At 45.8% G+C, this 15464-nt stretch carries 17 protein-coding genes; 14 read left to right on the top strand and 3 right to left on the bottom strand.

Features of this window, described 5'->3' with window-relative positions:
- The first annotated feature begins 17 nt into the window (after window positions 1–17).
- The 10 genes from AC4OGX_RS11080 to AC4OGX_RS11035 all read left to right on the top strand — a co-directional run bounded on the left by AC4OGX_RS11080 (window position 18) and on the right by AC4OGX_RS11035 (window position 10167).
- Entirely contained in the window at window positions 18–245 is a 228-nt protein-coding gene (locus AC4OGX_RS11080) for a helix-turn-helix domain-containing protein (protein ID WP_493330508.1), read from the top strand.
- A 195-nt stretch (window positions 246–440) separates the two neighbouring features.
- Window positions 441–1613, top strand: coding sequence for an aminotransferase class I/II-fold pyridoxal phosphate-dependent enzyme (locus tag AC4OGX_RS11075; protein ID WP_493330506.1), 1173 nt, complete (start codon window positions 441–443; stop codon window positions 1611–1613).
- A gap of 118 nt (window positions 1614–1731) precedes the next feature.
- Window positions 1732–2748: an alpha-hydroxy-acid oxidizing protein gene (locus AC4OGX_RS11070; RefSeq protein ID WP_493330504.1), complete on the top strand. Its 1017-nt coding sequence runs from the start codon at window positions 1732–1734 to the stop codon at window positions 2746–2748.
- Between the two features lie 237 nt (window positions 2749–2985).
- Entirely contained in the window at window positions 2986–5106 is a 2121-nt protein-coding gene (gene nrdD / locus AC4OGX_RS11065; RefSeq protein WP_493330503.1) for an anaerobic ribonucleoside-triphosphate reductase, read from the top strand.
- A gap of 1 nt (window position 5107) precedes the next feature.
- Entirely contained in the window at window positions 5108–5599 is a 492-nt protein-coding gene (gene nrdG, locus AC4OGX_RS11060; protein WP_493330572.1) for an anaerobic ribonucleoside-triphosphate reductase activating protein, read from the top strand.
- A gap of 23 nt (window positions 5600–5622) precedes the next feature.
- On the top strand, window positions 5623–6135 hold the full coding sequence (locus AC4OGX_RS11055) for a dCTP deaminase/dUTPase family protein (RefSeq protein WP_493330502.1): 513 nt from the start codon (window positions 5623–5625) through the stop codon (window positions 6133–6135).
- Window positions 6136–6294: 159 nt separating this feature from the next.
- Complete coding sequence (locus tag AC4OGX_RS11050) at window positions 6295–7662, top strand: spore germination protein (RefSeq protein ID WP_493330500.1); 1368 nt, start codon at window positions 6295–6297, stop codon at window positions 7660–7662.
- 103 nt (window positions 7663–7765) lie between these two features.
- Entirely contained in the window at window positions 7766–7891 is a 126-nt protein-coding gene (locus tag AC4OGX_RS11045) for a hypothetical protein (protein ID WP_493330499.1), read from the top strand.
- Window positions 7892–7911: 20 nt separating this feature from the next.
- Window positions 7912–9279 (top strand): MATE family efflux transporter, encoded by a 1368-nt coding sequence (locus AC4OGX_RS11040; RefSeq protein ID WP_493330570.1) that lies wholly within the window; start codon window positions 7912–7914, stop codon window positions 9277–9279.
- Between the two features lie 24 nt (window positions 9280–9303).
- Window positions 9304–10167, top strand: coding sequence for a DegV family protein (locus AC4OGX_RS11035; protein ID WP_493330498.1), 864 nt, complete (start codon window positions 9304–9306; stop codon window positions 10165–10167).
- Between the two features lie 53 nt (window positions 10168–10220).
- On the opposite strand, the gene AC4OGX_RS11030 is transcribed toward AC4OGX_RS11035, so the two are convergent.
- Window positions 10221–11585 carry a sodium-dependent transporter gene (locus tag AC4OGX_RS11030; RefSeq protein ID WP_493330497.1) on the bottom strand — a complete coding sequence of 455 codons (1365 nt, stop codon included), beginning with the start codon at window positions 11583–11585 and terminating at the stop codon, window positions 10221–10223.
- Between the two features lie 497 nt (window positions 11586–12082).
- On the opposite strand from AC4OGX_RS11030, the gene infC reads away from it, so the two are divergent.
- The 4 genes from infC to AC4OGX_RS11010 all read left to right on the top strand — a co-directional run bounded on the left by infC (window position 12083) and on the right by AC4OGX_RS11010 (window position 14352).
- Window positions 12083–12577 carry a translation initiation factor IF-3 gene (gene infC, locus AC4OGX_RS11025; protein WP_493330496.1) on the top strand — a complete coding sequence of 165 codons (495 nt, stop codon included), beginning with the start codon at window positions 12083–12085 and terminating at the stop codon, window positions 12575–12577.
- 60 nt (window positions 12578–12637) lie between these two features.
- Window positions 12638–12835, top strand: a complete 198-nt coding sequence (gene rpmI, locus AC4OGX_RS11020) for a 50S ribosomal protein L35 (protein ID WP_216241475.1) — start codon at window positions 12638–12640, stop codon at window positions 12833–12835.
- A 31-nt stretch (window positions 12836–12866) separates the two neighbouring features.
- Window positions 12867–13223, top strand: a complete 357-nt coding sequence (gene rplT / locus AC4OGX_RS11015; RefSeq protein WP_493330494.1) for a 50S ribosomal protein L20 — start codon at window positions 12867–12869, stop codon at window positions 13221–13223.
- Between the two features lie 91 nt (window positions 13224–13314).
- Window positions 13315–14352, top strand: a complete 1038-nt coding sequence (locus AC4OGX_RS11010) for a DUF2804 domain-containing protein (RefSeq protein WP_493330493.1) — start codon at window positions 13315–13317, stop codon at window positions 14350–14352.
- Between the two features lie 101 nt (window positions 14353–14453).
- On the opposite strand, the gene AC4OGX_RS11005 is transcribed toward AC4OGX_RS11010, so the two are convergent.
- Together AC4OGX_RS11005 and AC4OGX_RS11000 are read right to left on the bottom strand one after the other, a co-directional pair.
- On the bottom strand, window positions 14454–15233 hold the full coding sequence (locus tag AC4OGX_RS11005; protein ID WP_493330492.1) for an ABC transporter permease: 780 nt from the start codon (window positions 15231–15233) through the stop codon (window positions 14454–14456).
- Window positions 15234–15238: 5 nt separating this feature from the next.
- Window positions 15239–15464, bottom strand: a 226-nt coding sequence (locus tag AC4OGX_RS11000) for a hypothetical protein (RefSeq protein WP_493330491.1), incomplete at its 5' end; no start/stop codon positions are given.

Raw genomic sequence — 15464 nt, 5'->3', positions numbered from 1 at the left:
AAAGAAGGAGGCCTGAAATGATTGATTATAGTCCATTCTGGATCACACTACAAAATTCGAAGGAGAGTACATATACATTGATTAAAAAGTATCATATTTCAAGTTCAACTATAAATCGGTTAAGAAAGAACAAACCGGTCAATACAGTCACTCTTAATGAATTGTGCTGTATTTTAAACTGTAATATACAAGATATTGCACAGTATGTTCCCTCCGAAGAAGATCAGTTGTTATTCAGCCAATAACGAAAAGAGCAGCAGACAGCCTTAAAACTGCTGCTTTTTTTCTTCAGGCGGAGCGTTTTCCTGCCACGTTCTTCTGCTAAATTGATAAACAATTCTGAAAACGGCTGTCAAAAGGGTCTGACCCCTTTGCGGGAACTGCTTTCCGTGCTATAATGATAAATCACGAAATATTTACTTATGAGGAGGCAGAGGGAAATGGAGAGTTTTCAATTTTCTGATAAAGTGAATGGGATTCAGGCAGGAATTTTTGCGAAGCTGAACCAAAAGAAGGAGGAGCTGGTGTCCCGGGGGAATAAGGTATACAATCTTTCCATCGGGACACCGGACTTTCAGCCTGCGCCGCATATTATGAAGGCGATGGCGGATGCGTGTAAGGATCCTGAGAATTATAAATATTCGATCGAAGACCTGCCCGGGCTTACGTCGGCAGTGCAGTACCGTTACCGGACCAGATTCGGGGTGGAGCTTGAGAAGGATGAGATCATGTCTGTCTATGGCTCCCAGGAGGGGATGGCACACATCGGGATGGTATTCTGCAACCCTGGCGAGACGATCCTGATCCCGAATCCGGGGTATCCTTTGTTTGAGACCAGTGGTATGATGGCGGGAGCAAGGATCGAAACTTACAAAATTGAGGAAAAGAACGGATATCTGCCGGATCTTAAGGCGATTCCTAAGGAGGTTCTAAAGCGGACGAAATATATGATCGTATCCTATCCCCTGAACCCGGTCTGTGTCTGTGCGCCGGATGAATTTTATGAGGAGCTGATCGCATTTGCGAAGGAGCATCAGATCATAATCCTCCATGACAATGCATATTCAGACATTATTTATACAAGAAAGCAGGGAAGATCCTTTTTATCCTTTGAGGGAGCGAAAGAAGTAGGCGTGGAGTTCTATTCCCTGTCGAAGACATACAATCTGACCGGGGCCAGGATTTCTTTCGTCGTGGGTAATCGGGAGATCGTGAAGAAGTTTAAGACACTGCGCTCCCAGATCGATTATGGGATCTTTCTGCCTGTTCAGTATGCGGCGATCGCAGCACTGACCGGGCCGGATGATTTTGTGGAAAAACAGAGGCAGGCTTATGAAGCCAGAAATAAGGCACTTTGCGGAGGTTTAAGAAGGATCGGCTGGGATGTGCCGGACAGTCAGGGGACCATGTTTGTGTGGGCGAAGATCCCGGAAGGATATTCCTCCTCATTTGACTTCTGCATGAAGCTGATGGAAAGGACAGGACTGATCGTGACACCGGGAAGCGCTTTTGGCAGCGAAGGAGAAGGGTATGTACGCATGGCTCTGGTCATCAATGAACAGCAGATCGAAGAATTGTTAAAGGTACTGGATGAATCCGGGATGTTTGGCTAAGGCAGCAGTATATTGATGAAGAAAAGAAGAGGTGCTATACTAACAGAAGATGCAGGCGGCGGGATCAGCGTTGTGGATTCCATAAAGCTGCAAAAAATACGAATGCGAGGGAAAGAAAATGGAATATAGTGAAGTGATTAAAAATGCAAGGGACAATATCGGGCCATACTGTAAGGCATGTAATGTATGTAACGGAATCGTATGCAGGAACACCATGCCGGGGCCGGGAGCAAAAGGAACCGGGGATCTGGCAATACGGAATTATACAAAATGGCAGGAGGTCCGTATCAATATGGATACGATCTGTGAGCAGAAGCCGGTGGAGACGAAGTTCGAGCTATTTGGCAAAACATTCGATTATCCGTTCTTTGCAGGTCCTGTCGGTGCGGTGAAGCTGCACTACGGGGAGAAGTACTCTGATCAGGAATATAATGATATCCTGGTATCTGCCTGCGCAAAGAGCGGGATCGCGGCATTCACAGGAGACGGAACGAATTATCAGGTGATGATCGAGGCTGCAGACGCGATCAGCAAGTTTGATGGCATGGGCATCCCTACTGTAAAACCATGGGATCTGGGAACGATCAAAGAGAAGATGGAGCTGGTGAAGAAATCAGGTGCCTTTGCCGTGGCGATGGATATCGATGCTGCAGGACTCCCGTTTTTGCAGAATCTGAATCCGCCTGCAGGAAGCAAGTCTGTAGAAGAGCTAAAAGAGATCGTGAAAATTGCAGAAATTCCGTTTATCTTGAAGGGAATCATGACACCTAAGGCTGCATTAAAGGCAAAAGAGGCGGGAGTTCAGGGAATCGTGGTATCTAATCATGGAGGACGTGTCCTGGATCAGTGCCCTTCCACAGCAGAGGTCCTTCCTTCGATCGTTAAGGCAGTGAAAGGGGAGATGAAGATCTTTGTGGATGGCGGTATCCGCAGCGGGATCGATGTCTTCAAGGCGTTGGCACTTGGTGCAGACGGGGTGCTGATCGCGCGTCCATTTGTCACAGCTGTCTATGGCGGACAAAAAGAGGGTGTGGCAGCCTATGTGAAGAAGATCGGTGCGGAATTGAAGGATACCATGGCAATGTGCGGAGCATTTACACTGGATGAGATCAATGACGAGATGATCTGGAGATAGAAACTGGACGGGCAGGACAGCCTCTGCGTTACATACCAGACAGATTGTCACGAAATGTCACTTAATTTTTTCAACAAAATTTCGGTGTGTTTTTTCCCTGTTTTTTGTGAAAGATTTTGTATTGACGGTCCATACTATATGGTGGTAGTATTGTGTGTACTGACACATGATATAGTCTGTTGGGGTTGAAATAGATACTAAATATAGAGAATAGTGACATGAAGGGAGAACTTTGGTATGATGCGTGTAGTCAAAAAAGATGGGACAAAAGAAGATTTTAACGTACAAAAAGTCGTAGTTGCAGTCAACAAGTCTGCCTACCGCGCTTTGATCAAATTTACAGATGAAGAATTGGATTATATCTGTCATTTTGTGGAGGAGAAGGTAAAAACCATGGGGATCAAGGATATTCCCATCGCAGAGATGCATAATGTTGTGGAAGGCGCGCTGGAGAAGGTTAATCCGATCGTGGCAAAGAGCTACAGGGATTACCGGAATTATAAGCAGGACTTTGTACAGATGCTGGATGAGGTCTATAAGAAGAGCCAGTCCATCATGTATATCGGAGATAAGGAGAACAGCAATACTGACAGTGCACTTGTCTCAACGAAGAGAAGTCTGATCTTTAATGAGCTGAATAAGGAATTATATAAGAAGTTCTTTCTGACTGTGGAAGAGATCCAGGCGATCCGTGAGGGATATATTTACATCCATGATATGTCTGCAAGAAGGGATACTATGAACTGCTGTCTGTTCGACGTGAAGAGCGTGTTAAACGGTGGTTTTGAAATGGGCAATCTCTGGTATAATGAGCCGAAGACGCTGGATACGGCATTCGACGTGATCGGAGATATCGTGTTAAGTGCGGCCAGCCAGCAGTACGGCGGTTTTACTGTACCGAGTGTAGATGAGATCCTGGAACCATATGCCGAGAAGTCACACAAGCAGCTGATGGAGAAGTACAGAAGCCTTGGACTTCCGGAAGAGAAGGTGCAAGAGGTTGCATGGGCAGATCTGGAGAAGGAGATGGAGCAGGGCTTCCAGGGATGGGAGTACAAGTTCAATTCCGTATCCTCCAGCCGCGGCGACTATCCGTTTATCACAGTGACCGCAGGTACGCGCACAAGTATTTACGGAAAGCTGGCAACGATCAAGATGCTGGAAGTGCGCCGCAAAGGTCAGGGGAAGGAAGGGCATAAGAAGCCGGTCCTGTTCCCGAAGATCGTATTTCTTTATGATGAGAACCTTCATGGACCCGGAAAGCCGCTGGAGGATGTGTTCGAGGCCGGGATCGAATGCTCCAGGAAGACGATGTATCCGGACTGGCTCAGCCTGACCGGGGAGGGATATGTGCCCAGCATGTATAAGAAGTATGGCAGGATCATCAGCCCGATGGGATGCCGTGCCTTCCTGTCACCATGGTATGAAAGAGGCGGTATGGAACCGGCAGATGAAAAGGACAAGCCTGTGTTTGTAGGGCGTTTTAATATCGGCGCGATCAGTCTCCATCTTCCGATGATCTACGCGAAGGCACAGCAGGAGAGCAAGCCGTTTTACGAGGTCTTAGATTATTACCTGAATCTGATCAGGAAGCTTCATCAGAGGACCTATGACTACTTAGGAGAGATGAAGGCCTCCACGAACCCGCTGGCATACTGTGAAGGCGGATTCTACGGTGGACATCTCGGCCTATATGATAAGATCAAGCCGTTATTAAAATCGGCTACCGCATCCTTTGGGATCACAGCACTGAATGAATTGCAGCAGCTTCATAATAAGAAATCATTGGCAGAAGACGGAAAGTTTGCGTTAGATACCTTGAATTATATTAATGATAAGGTCAATGAGTTCAAGATCGAAGACGGACATCTCTATGCGATCTATGGAACGCCTGCCGAGAATCTGTGCGGTGTCCAGGTGCAGCAGTTCCGCAAGAAATACGGGATCATAGAGAATGTGTCTGACAGAGAGTATGTAAGCAACAGCTTTCACTGCCATGTCAGTGAGGAGTTAACTCCGATCGAGAAGCAGGATCTGGAGGGGCGTTTTTGGAATTTAAGCAACGGCGGCAAGATCCAGTATGTGAAGTATCCGATCAGCTACAATACGAAAGCCGTAAAGGCACTTGTCAGAAGAGCCATGGGGAAGGGATTTTATGAGGGTGTAAACCTGTCTCTATCCTACTGCGATGACTGTGGATATGAGGAACTGGACATGGATGTCTGCCCGAAGTGCGGAAGTAAGAATCTGACGAAGATCGACCGGATGAACGGTTATCTGTCTTACTCCCGTGTAAAAGGAGATACAAGGCTCAATGATGCCAAGATGGCAGAAATTGCAGAAAGGAAAAGTATGTAACATGCAGTACCACAATATAACGAAAGATGATATGCTCAATGGTGATGGACTGCGGGTCGTCCTGTGGGTTGCAGGATGTTCCCACGGATGTAAGGAATGCCATAATCCTGTCACATGGGATCCAAACGGTGGTATCCCGTTTGACGAAGCGGCAAAAGAAGAAGTATTTGAACAGCTTGAAAAGGACTATATCAGCGGTATCACATACAGCGGCGGAGATCCCTTGTTTGCGGGAAACCGGGAGTGCATCGCGGCACTGGCGAAAGAAATAAGAGAGCGGTTTCCTGATAAAACACAGTGGCTCTATACCGGATATGAGTGGGAGGAGATCAGGAACCTGCCTGTGATCCCATATTTGGACGTTTTAGTTGACGGCAGATTTGAGATCAGCCAAAAGGATACACAGCTTCACTGGAAGGGCAGTGCCAACCAGAAAGTCATAGATGTGCAGGCATCCCTGAAACAGGGACAGATCGTCCTGCATGAATCATAATACCGGATAAAGGAGAACATAAGATGCAGAGAATCGCAAAATTTCATAAAGTAAGCCTGGAGGAGTTCACGAAGGGATGGATCGACACCTTTGGTCTGGATGAGGAAGCCAATCTGGAAGAGATCTACGAGGGGATCAAGCTTCCGAAAAGGGCGACAGCAGGCTCCGCAGGATATGATTTTTACGCCCCTGTGCGCCTTGTAGTTGAACCGGGCGAGACGATCAAGGTCCCAACCGGGATTCGTGTGGAGATGGAGCCAAACTGGGTGCTGAAATGCTATCCCAGAAGCGGGCTGGGTTTCAAATACAGACTGCAGCTGAACAACACAGTGGGAATCATTGACAGTGATTACTTCTATTCAGATAATGAGGGACATATCTTTTCCAAGATCACGAATGATACTAATGAAGGAAAGACTGTGGACATTGGCAGAGGTGAAGGTTTCATGCAGGGGATCTTCGTGGAATATGGAATCACAGTAGATGATGATGTGACAGACGTGCGCAACGGCGGTTTTGGAAGCACGACAAAGTAAAGTACAAAAACAATAAGAGGAAAGGCGGAATCGTAAGAAGGTTCCGTCTTTTTGGTTCTCTGAATAATTTGGAAGCAGTCGGGAATTCTATCCATAGATGTTTAATACTGTAGATTTTATTTGCAGATCGAAATTATGATAAGAAGGGGTAGGGATTCTATGATTGAAAAAAATACAAAAAAGGTCAGTAGTTCATTTCAGGAGAACAATGAATATATGAACCAGGTACTGCCGGTCAAGGAAAGTTTCGATATCATACGGCGCGATATGCAGATCGGAGGAAAGCAGGCCTCCTTTTATTTTATAGATGGTTTCACAAAGGATGAGACCATGTTGAAGATCATGACTACATTTTTCGGGGTGAAAGCAGAGGATATGCCCGAGGATGCTACGGCTTTTGCACAGCAGTGCCTTCCTTACGTGGAGGTCGATGTGATCGGTGATTTCGACCAGGTATTTCGGAATGTGCTTTCCGGTGTCACCTGTCTTTTTATTGACGGTTATGAGGTGTGTATCTCCATCGACTGCCGCACTTATCCGGCAAGAGGGGTAGAAGAGCCTGATAAGGATAAATCGCTGCGAGGCTCCAGAGACGGCTTTGTGGAGACCATCGTGTTCAACACGGCACTGATGCGCAGACGTATCCGGGATCCACATCTGATCATGCAAATGTTTGAGGCCGGACAGACAAGCAGAACGGACGTGGCTCTCTGCTATATGTCTGACCGGGTGGATAAGGAGCTTTTGAAGAATGTTCAAAACAGGATCAGCCAGCTTGATATCGATGATCTCAGGATGAACCAGCAGAGTCTTGCAGAATCAATGTTTAAGAGGAAATGGTTTAATCCGTTCCCGAAATTTAAGTTCACGGAGCGCCCGGATACAGCAGCGGCCTGTCTGCTGGAAGGCAAGATCGTGATCATGGTAGATAATTCCCCGTCTGCCATGATCCTGCCCACTTCCATCCTGGATATGATCGAGGAAGCGAATGATTATTACTTTCCGACGATCACGGGTGTCTATTTGAAGATATCAAGGGCACTGATCACGATCATGACAGTATTTCTGACTCCGCTGTTCCTTTTATTCATGCAGAATACGGAGTGGATCCCGCAGGTGTTCAAGTTTGTGGCAGTTAAGGATACTGTTAATATTCCTTTGATCTTCCAGCTCCTTATCCTGGAGCTTGCGATCGACGGTCTGCGTCTTGCGGCATTGAACACGCCGAGTATGCTAAGCACACCGCTCAGTGTGATCGCCGGTCTTGTCATGGGTGAATTTTCCGTGCAGTCAGGCTGGTTTAACTCAGAGGTCATGCTCTATATGGCTTTTGTTGCGGTGGCAAACTACACACAGCCAAACTTCGAACTTGGATATGCCCTGAAATTCATGAGACTGCTGCTTCTGATCCTCACCGCATTATTTAATCTGGTCGGATTTGTGGCTGGCTGCATTCTGGTCGTATGTTTCCTGGTATTTAACAAAACCTTGTCAGGCCGCGCTTACCTGAATGTGAAGCTGCAATAAAAGGCGGCATAAATCTCAGGACCTTATCAATAGGTATTTCATGCAGGCAGAATTTATGGTATACTATATTTTATGCCTTTGAAAAGCAGGAGGGCAGGAGCGTATGGGAGCACTGTCCCTCCTTCTGCTGCCCGGCGGCAGAAAGATTGAAAGATCACAGGCCGGGAATGAAAAGAATCTGTATATGGAAAGAGGGAGTTTACTTTGGAAGAGAAAAACGAAAATGTGAAAGAGAAGAATCCGGGAAGCATGAAGCAGGATGAAAAGCTGGGGAGCGCTCCGCTTGGTAAGCTGATCGCTGAGATGGCTCTTCCGGCCGTAGCCGCACAGATCATCAATGTGCTGTATAATATCGTGGACCGGATCTATATCGGCCATATCCATGGGTATGGGGATATGGCACTGACAGGGGTAGGGGTCACATTCCCGATCCTGATGGTCATATCAGCATTCAGTGCGTTTGCAGGAATGGGAGGAGCGCCGCTGGCCTCTATCCAGCTGGGAAAGAAAAATTATGAGAAGGCAGAACAGATCCTCGGCAACAGTGTGGGGATGCTGCTGATTTTTTCCGTGATCCTGACGGTGGTCTTTTCTGTATTTAAAAATCCCATTTTATATGCATTCGGTGCCAGTGATACGACAATCGTATATGCAAGCCAGTACATAAGTATTTACCTGCTGGGAACGATCTTTGTGCAGTTTGCAGTTGGTCTCAACACGTATATCAGCGGACAGGGGAATGCCAGAACAGCAATGCTCTCTGTACTGATCGGGGCAGTGACAAACATCATACTCGATCCGATCTTTATCTTTGCCTTTGGCATGGGAGTGCGCGGTGCGGCTCTGGCAACGATCATTTCGCAGGCCATCAGTGCCGCATGGGTGGTCAGATTTTTGACTTCTAAGAAAAGCGTGATCCGCATCCGTAAAAAGTATGTCCGCCTGAATGCCAAGACGGTCGGAAGCATCGCCGCACTGGGGGTGTCTCCGTTCATCATGCAGAGTACGGAAAGCCTTGTTATGATCACTCTGAATTCAGGACTGCAGAAATATGGCGGCGATCTCTATGTAGGCACCATGTCGATCATGAGCAGTATCATGCAGCTGATCATTGTCCCGGTGCAGGGCGTTTCACAGGGAGTCCAGCCGATCATGAGCTACAATTATGGCGCCGGCAGACTGGAACGTGTGAAGGGTACTTTCATCAGAATGGTGAGTGTCTGCCTGGCGGCAACGATTATTTTGACAGGGATCGCAATCTTTTCTCCATCCGTTTATGCCAAGGTATTTACATCAAATACAGAGCTGATCGAGCTGACATGCACGGTGATGCCGGTCTACTTCCTGGGAATCACCGTCTTTGGAATCCAGATGGCGTGCCAGTCCACCTTCCTGGCACTTGGAGAGGCAAAGGTTTCATTGATCATCGCACTTTTGCGTAAAGTCATCCTTTTGATCCCTCTTGCGATCATTCTTCCTAAATTTATGGGCGTTATGGGGATCTACCGTGCAGAACCGATCGCAGATTTCAGTTCGGTTACGATTACAGTGATACTCTTTATCATTACGGCAAAAAAGATTTTGCGTAATGACCAAAAAAATGATATGATAGGGTAAGCTTATAATATAGGAGGGAAGGATATGAGAGAATTTGTAATTACAGTCAACAGCACCGTGGATTTACCAAGAGAATGGGTGGAGGAGAGAAATGTTCCGGTCATCCCTTTGAAATATACGATCGATGGGCAGACCTATACGGACATGTATGGGCTTAGCGGAAAGGAATTTTTCACAAAGCTTCGAGAAGGCAAGATGTCCGTTACATCTCAGGTGAATCCCGATGAGGCAAAGGAAGCCTTAGAGCCGTTTCTGAAAGAGGGAAAAGATATCCTTCACTTAGGATTTTCTTCTGGTTTAAGCGGTACATATAACAGTATGCGTATCGCTGGAGAAGAACTGTCTGAGGAATATCCAGACGCGAAGGTCATTGTGATCGACAGCTTGTGTGCGTGTCTGGGAGAAGGACTTTTACTTTACAAGGCATTACAGCTGAAAGAAGCAGGAAAAAGTATAGATGAGATCGCTTTGTGGGTAGAGGAGAATAAGCTTCATATCTGCCACAATGTTACGGTAGATGACCTGAACCATCTGCACCGGGGGGGACGTGTGTCAAAAGCAACCGCTGTTTTAGGGACGATGGTGCAGATTAAGCCGATCATCCACGTGGACAATGAAGGGAAGCTCCAGGTGATCGCAAAAGAGCGCGGAAGAAAGAAGTCATTGAACAAGATCGTGGATATGGCAGTGGAACAGTCTAAAGGCTGGGAGAACGACATGGTCATGATCACACATGGAGACTGCATCGAGGATGCAGAATATGTGGCTGGCCTTGTAAGAGAGAAGATGGGCGTTTCGCAGATATTGATTAACAATATCGGTACGGTGATCGGAAGCCATACAGGCCCGGGAGTTGTTGCAGTATTCTTTATGGGAGATCATAGATAGGACAAAGAAAAAGGATGGACAGGTTTATAAGCCCTGTCCATCCTTTTTTATACTTACAGACTAAAGAATTCGAATCCAAATGCACCCAATACGGAGCTGAGCAGGATCGCGATCAGGAATAACGGCGCGATGTAGCGGATCATTACAGTAAACAGGCCTTTACTCTTAAAGCTGCTTCCCTCTAAAGAAGCCTCTTCTATAATGGTCTTTGGCTTGATCACAAATCCTACGAAAATACAAGTAAATAATGCGACAACCGGCATCAGGACACTGTTACTGATAAAGTCCATGAAGTCCAGTATGGACATTCCCAGAGGCTGGATGAAATCCCAGATCCCAAAACCAAGGGAGGATGGAATTCCCATCAGCAGCACATAGGCCGTCACGATAATGCAGGTAAACTTTCTGTTCCATTTAAACTTATCCATGAAGATCGATACGATCGTTTCCATCAGCGAAATAGCAGATGTCAGGGCAGCAAAGAAAACAAGTACAAAGAATACGGTACCGATCACTGTCCCCATCGGCATGCTCGCAAACACCTTTGGAAGCGTGATGAACATCAGCCCGGGTCCTGCTCCAAGTGCTGATTCATCTCCGCCTGAGAAGGTGAACACAGCCGGTACGATCATCAGACCGGCAAAGAATGCGATTCCGGTATCAAAGATCTCGATCTGTCTGACGGAGCTTTCCAGGTTCGTAGATTTCTTCATATATGAACCATATGTGATCATGATTCCCATGGCAAGTGACATGGAATAGAAAAGCTGTCCCATGGCAGCCAGCAGTGTCTTTACAGAAAAATCAGACATATGGGGCATGATATAATACTTCAGGCCCTCCATAGCCCCGTCCATTGTCAGTACATAGACGGAAATACCGATCGTAAGCACGACCAGGACCGGCATCAGGAACTTGCTGACCTTTTCGATTCCCTTTTCCACACCGAAAATAACAACCACAGCTGTAAAAGCTACGAATAAGACAAACCAGATAAGCGGGCTCTTTACGCTGCCGATAAAATCAGTAAAATATGTATCTCCTGCAGCAGCTTTGGCACCGCCGGATACAAAGGTTCCAAAGTACTTGATCACCCATCCGCCGATCACGGAATAGTAGGGCAGGATAATGATCGGAACAATGGATGCCAGGACTCCCAGGAATCCAAATCGCTTATCCAGCTTTTTGAAAGCTCCGATAGCACTTAACCCTGTCTTACGGCCAAGGGCGATCTCAGCTGTCATAAGAGTAAAACCAAATGTGACTGCAAGAATAATGTAGCACAGTAAAAATGTTCCTCCGCCATATTTGGCGACCAGATACGGGAAACGCCATATATTTCCCAGACCAACGGCAGAACCAGCGGCAGCCAGTATAAAGCCAATCTTACCAGTAAAATTGCTTCTGCTTTCGTTCATGTAGTAGACCTCCTCAAAATCTCTTCCTTAATAATAAAAATAAAATATTAATATAAGACATTAATAGTCTTATTATGACATGAAGCCCTAAAAAATACAAGAAAAATCGTTGCAGACCGGACTTAATCCCTTCACAGACACAGAAAGATAAAAGCTGCATCCCATAAAATTTCCTATTGATAACAGGAGGATTATAGTGTACACTTAGAAAAACGGGAAGCAGACATTAAAGAGGTTTTATAAAAAAGCCCTTGACATTCCCGGGCAGGTATGTTAATCTAATACCTGCGTGAGGCGAAAAATAAAGTAGAGTATCCACTCTCACCATAGCACAAGCGGGTGACTATTGGTCTGATATTGAAGCATTTACATATCTTGAGTAAAGTATGCATATGCAGAGAGTCGAGTGGATGATATTCACTCGTTTTTTTGTCTTCATTCGCGGAAGAACCTAAAGGAAATTCAATCAACGGAGGTATACGACAATTAGCGATTTAATGATTAACGAGCAGATCAGAGACAAGGAAGTTCGTCTGGTTAGTGAGGATGGGGAACAATTAGGAATCATGTCATCCAGAGACGCCCTTAAGATGGCAATGGATGCAGAACTTGATTTGGTGAAGATTGCGCCAATGGCAAAACCGCCGGTCTGCAAGATTATTGATTATGGCAAGTTTAAATATGAGCAGACACGCAAGGACAAGGAAGCCAAGAAAAAGCAGAAAACTGTCGAAGTGAAGGAAGTACGCCTTTCACCGAATATTGATACCAATGACTTGAACACTAAGGTTAACAACGCAAAGAAGTTCATCACAAAGGGCAACAAGGTGAAAGTTACATTGCGTTTCCGCGGAAGAGAGATGGCACATGTACAGCAGAGCAGGCATATCTTAGATGATTTTGCAGCTTTACTGGCAGACGTGGCAGTCGTAGAGAAACCGGCTAAAATGGAAGGCAGAAACATGAGCATGGTTTTAACTGAAAAACGTTAAAAATAAAACCTTACGGGTGCACTGCACTCAGTAAAACGCACAATGAAGGAGGAAATCATCATGCCAAAAATCAAAACAAATAGAGCGGCAGCAAAGCGCTTCAAAGCAACAGGTACAGGAAAACTGAAAAGAAATAAAGCATACAAGAGCCATATCTTAACGAAAAAGTCTACTAAGAGAAAAAGAAATCTTAGACACCCGGCTATCACAGATGCTACAAATGTAAAGAACATGAAGAAAGTATTACCATATCTGTAAGATTTGGAAGTTGATGAAGGAGGAATAAGAAATGGCAAGAATTAAAGGCGGAATGAACGCTAAGAAAAAACATAACAGAACTTTAAAGTTAGCAAAAGGATATAGAGGAGCACGTTCCAAACAGTACAGAGTTGCAAAACAGTCTGTTATGAGAGCACTGACATCTTCCTACGCAGGAAGAAAGCAGCGTAAACGTCAGATGAGACAGTTATGGATCGCTCGTATCAACGCAGCAGCAAGAATGAACGGTCTGTCTTACAGCAAGTTTATGCACGGCTTAAAGCTGGCTAACGTTGATATGAACAGAAAGATGTTAGCTGAGCTGGCAGTAAGCGACAAAGCGGGATTTGCAACACTTGCAGAGGTTGCAAAAGCTCAGATCGCGTAGTAAAATAAATAGTATGAAGCCCAGTCCCTTTCGGGATTCGGGCTTTTTCTTTTTATAGACCGGGCAAAAAAGCAGCAGGAGGATGACTAAGATGGGAGATGTGTGTGTAAGGAATCATGAAGTGACAACAAGGCAGCCTTTATTAAAGGCAGATGGCAGTTTGCGGGAACCGGGCTGGTCTAAGGCTCTTCTTCAGGAATATGACAGAGGCAGGATCCAGGCGCCAAAGTTCAGGATCAAAGAGTGGGATTATTATCTGGTTCTAAACCAGGATTTTGCGGGGGCATTTACCCTGTCGGATGACGGTTACATCGGGCTTCAATCTGTATCTCTTCTCAATTTCAAAGAAGGATGGGAACATACAGAGACGATCTTAAATGCATTTCCCATGGGAAGGATGAAGATGCCCTCTACCTCGGAAAAAGGGGACATTAGGTATAAAGACAAGCGTCTGAGCATGGAGTTCTTAGTCACACCCGGGAAGAGGAAGATCATCTGTGATTTCAAGGATTTCTGGAAAGGAAAACCGTTCCACTGTGAGATTACATTGTCTCAGCCGCCGATGGATACGATGGTGATCGCAACTCCGTGGAAGGAGAAGAAAACGGCATTTTATTATAACCAGAAGATCAACTGCATGAGAGCGGAGGGGTATATGACCTTCGATGAGGTGACGTACTGGTTTTCGCCGGAGACGGACTATGGGACCCTGGACTGGGGCAGAGGAGTGTGGACCTATGATAACCGCTGGTTCTGGGGCTCGGGCAACGGGACTGTCGGCGGGAAACCGTTCGGCTTCAATATAGGATACGGGTTTGGTGATACAAGCGCGGCATCGGAGAATATGCTTTTCTACGACGGAAAATGCCACAAGCTGGACGATGTGACGTTCTATATTCCAAAAGATGATTACATGAAGCCCTGGAAATTCACCTCCAGTGACGGGCGCTTTGAGATGGACTTTGAACCGGTGCTTGACCGGGCGGCCAAGATCTCTGCCGTGGTCATCGCATCTGACCAGCACCAGGTGTTCGGAAAGATGAGCGGAAAGGCTGTTCTGGATAACGGGATGTTCATCGAATTGAAGGATTTTATGTGCTTTGCGGAGGATGTGCATAACCGGTATTAGACCTTATTGAAAGATAGGATCCGTTGAAATAGAAAGAGAACGAAGTTTAGTATACTGCCCTATATAGGTGTATTTTACTCCTATGACAGGGCAGTTTGTATTTACCAGCCTTTTTTTCTGGCGGTTTTTGCCTTTTTCTTTTTCGTGGCCGAGACAGTCTGCGGCTTCCTTCCTTTTCTTGCAAGAAGGAAGAATGAGAGCACCAGACAGGCTGATATACTAAAGATGGCTGGAAAGATCCGGTATGATATTCCATATTCTGCGCTATATCCCGGATCCGATAAAATGATGCCTGCCTTTATTGGAAAATAGTTCAAAAGTGTTCCTTCAAAGGTGCCAAAATAGCCATAAATAAAAGCAACGGCAACACCGGCTAAGAAGTTATTGGCGGAACAGCTAAAAAGCAGAATGACCGGCAGAACGGCAGCATAGATAAAAATATTTGCCATGGCAGTCCTGAAAAACATCATGCAGATGGAAACAAAGGAGATGCCCGGAAATCCGGCGGCAATACTGATGGTCAGTCCCGTGATGCAGCTGACCAGACTAAAGCCGATCGTAAGCAGCAGTAAGGTAATCAGCTTTCCGTAAAGCAGATACCGAAAAGAAACCGGGATCGTCACAATATTTTTCAAAGTGTCATTTGTGTATTCCCTTGTGATGATATATCCCGCAATCAGAGTAATGATAAGCGGAAAGAATAAGGTACAGTTGCTGATCAATACCTGCCGCATAAAATATTCAAATGTCCATATGCGTCCGTCATCTGCTGTAGAGTAGTAAAATGACAGCAGCGCTGAAAGGGCGGACATAATCACTCCTGCTTTCACAACAGAATATCTTTTTAGCTTTATGAACTCTATCTTAATAAATTTTTTCATCCTGCTCACCTCGTCCATTTCTTGTAAAATCTTATGATCAGCCACAATGAAAGTGCAACCGTTACCGTCATAAGGATTAGCATATGAGGGGTGCTCGGTATGATGGCATAGGCCTCTGGCAAAAGGTTGTCTTTCTGTAGATGGTCCATCATGGAGCCGCTGGTCCAGTTCATGACACAGATAACCGGAAATGAGTTCAAAAATAGAATCTTTGACTCACTGATCGATGTA

The organism is Faecalicatena sp. (assembly GCF_058819085.1).
Note: the sequence above shows the minus strand (reverse complement) of the source record. Positions and strands in the feature narration are given on the sequence as shown.

Excerpts from the sequence above, each read along its gene's own strand:
- AC4OGX_RS11055 (WP_493330502.1), top strand. The coding sequence starts at position 5,623 with ATGCAGAGAATCGCAAAATTTCATAAAGTAAGCCTGGAGGAGTTCACG.
- AC4OGX_RS11040 (WP_493330570.1), top strand. The coding sequence starts at position 7,912 with ATGAAGCAGGATGAAAAGCTGGGGAGCGCTCCGCTTGGTAAGCTGATC.
- AC4OGX_RS11005 (WP_493330492.1), bottom strand. The coding sequence starts at position 15,233 with ATGAAAAAATTTATTAAGATAGAGTTCATAAAGCTAAAAAGATATTCT.
- AC4OGX_RS11045 (WP_493330499.1), top strand. The coding sequence starts at position 7,766 with ATGGGAGCACTGTCCCTCCTTCTGCTGCCCGGCGGCAGAAAGATTGAA.
- AC4OGX_RS11075 (WP_493330506.1), top strand. The coding sequence starts at position 441 with ATGGAGAGTTTTCAATTTTCTGATAAAGTGAATGGGATTCAGGCAGGA.
- infC (WP_493330496.1), top strand. The coding sequence starts at position 12,083 with ATGATTAACGAGCAGATCAGAGACAAGGAAGTTCGTCTGGTTAGTGAG.
- rpmI (WP_216241475.1), top strand. The coding sequence starts at position 12,638 with ATGCCAAAAATCAAAACAAATAGAGCGGCAGCAAAGCGCTTCAAAGCA.
- AC4OGX_RS11080 (WP_493330508.1), top strand. The coding sequence starts at position 18 with ATGATTGATTATAGTCCATTCTGGATCACACTACAAAATTCGAAGGAG.
- AC4OGX_RS11030 (WP_493330497.1), bottom strand. The coding sequence starts at position 11,585 with ATGAACGAAAGCAGAAGCAATTTTACTGGTAAGATTGGCTTTATACTG.
- rplT (WP_493330494.1), top strand. The coding sequence starts at position 12,867 with ATGGCAAGAATTAAAGGCGGAATGAACGCTAAGAAAAAACATAACAGA.
- AC4OGX_RS11070 (WP_493330504.1), top strand. The coding sequence starts at position 1,732 with ATGGAATATAGTGAAGTGATTAAAAATGCAAGGGACAATATCGGGCCA.
- AC4OGX_RS11010 (WP_493330493.1), top strand. The coding sequence starts at position 13,315 with ATGGGAGATGTGTGTGTAAGGAATCATGAAGTGACAACAAGGCAGCCT.
- AC4OGX_RS11035 (WP_493330498.1), top strand. The coding sequence starts at position 9,304 with ATGAGAGAATTTGTAATTACAGTCAACAGCACCGTGGATTTACCAAGA.
- nrdD (WP_493330503.1), top strand. The coding sequence starts at position 2,986 with ATGATGCGTGTAGTCAAAAAAGATGGGACAAAAGAAGATTTTAACGTA.
- nrdG (WP_493330572.1), top strand. The coding sequence starts at position 5,108 with ATGCAGTACCACAATATAACGAAAGATGATATGCTCAATGGTGATGGA.
- AC4OGX_RS11050 (WP_493330500.1), top strand. The coding sequence starts at position 6,295 with ATGATTGAAAAAAATACAAAAAAGGTCAGTAGTTCATTTCAGGAGAAC.